General features: G+C 43.2%; 2 protein-coding genes. Both read right to left on the reverse strand.

The genetic code is table 11. The annotated features are described in order from the left end of the window. Positions 1 to 63: 63 nt before the first annotated feature. The gene (locus tag KWJ01_RS03935) at positions 64 to 987 is read right to left on the reverse strand and encodes an IS3 family transposase (protein WP_224995123.1); all 924 of its coding nucleotides are present in this window, start codon (positions 985 to 987) and stop codon (positions 64 to 66) included. Next, positions 978 to 1,400, reverse strand: coding sequence for a hypothetical protein (locus KWJ01_RS03940; protein WP_224995124.1), 423 nt, complete (start codon positions 1,398 to 1,400; stop codon positions 978 to 980). Before KWJ01_RS03940 ends, KWJ01_RS03935 begins: the two co-directional genes overlap by 10 nt. Positions 1,401 to 1,442 lie beyond the last annotated feature (42 nt).

The following is a 1,442-nucleotide window of genomic DNA, read 5'->3' on the forward strand; positions in this document are numbered from 1 at the left end:
TGACCCGTCCTAAAATGTGTTGACCGTTTGTTGCTAATACTGATATAAGTTTACCATTAAAAGTTAGTCCTGATTTTCATTGACCACAAGTGTAGATGAAGGTTTTTGGCTGTAGTAGTTTTTCCATCGCCTTTTTAACTTCCCTGTCTGCTGATGGGCCTGCTCAGGAGGCAACATATCACAGCTCAAGTGTGGACGCTCGTAGTTGTAGAGAAAGATAGCCTGCTCAAGCACTAGCTTTGCCTGGATCAATGAATACACCTGCTGGTGACTTAGATACTCCTGTTTGAGTATACCGTTAACCCTTTCAGCTATTGGATTCTCCAGAGGATCTCCATTTTCAGTCATACTGATCTGGATGTAATAGGATTCCAGTACCTGAACATACTCTTTGCTACAGTACTGGATGCCTCTGTCGGAATGGTGAATGAGATATTTTCCTTCCCTCTTGTCAATATGCTGCAGGGCCATCAACAGTGCCTCTTTGCAGTTGATAGCTTCCAAGGTTTCGGCAACTGTATAGCCCATAATTCTTCTTGAATAGCCATCTGTTACCAAAGAGATGTACAGGCAGGCACAGCCAGTAAACCAGTAGGTGATATCGCTAACCCACACCTGGTTAGGTCTTTCTATGGTTAACTCCTTGATCAGGTTCGGATATTTCCTGAATCTGTGCCTGGAAAAAGTAGTCATAACCCTGCGTCTGCGTCTACGAATGAGCAGCTTATGTGTGGAAAGTAGATCAAAGAAAGCATCTCTACCTATTTTTATCTCCCTCTTGTCAATCTCTGGCTTTAGGAGTTGGTATAGCTTTCTTCCTCCGATACGAGGGTGATCTTCTCTAATCTGCTTTACCAGCTTTAGTAGCTGATCATCAGACTTTGATTCTAGAGCCTGTCGTTGCCAGTACTGATAATAGCCTTGTCGGCTAAACCCAAGCAATCTCTCTAACTGGCGGATGTGAACGTTAGGGTAATTCACTTGCATGAATCTGATTGCTTGGTAACGGACTTTTTTTCGATATCAATACCTAATTCCTGTTCTGCTACCCTAACAAGTGTTGAGTAGTAGATAGCCTTGAATTTAGCCGCCTCCAGCGCTTGCTCCAGGGAAACCACCCGAGCCTGCAGCTCTTCCACTTGTGCTATTGATTGGGCTACCGATTGTGGAGATTTTCTTTTCTTCTTTTTAGGCAGTTTAGTAGGACCTACTTGAATTTGTTCATTAGATGTTACTGCCTCACCTTCTACTTTATCCAGCCAATGTTTTACCGTCTTACGATTGACTTCAAACTTGACTGCTGCTTGCTCAATATTGAGCTGACCCCGGTGGATTTCTTCCACCATCTGGCGCATTGAAAGTTCATGCTCTTGCATGCGTAGCTGAAAAAGTTCTACCATAAGTTAACCATTTTTGTGGTCAACTTTTTTCAGGACAAGTCA

It is taken from the genome of Cesiribacter sp. SM1, from assembly GCF_020178975.1.
Lineage (GTDB): Bacteria > Bacteroidota > Bacteroidia > Cytophagales > Cyclobacteriaceae > Cesiribacter.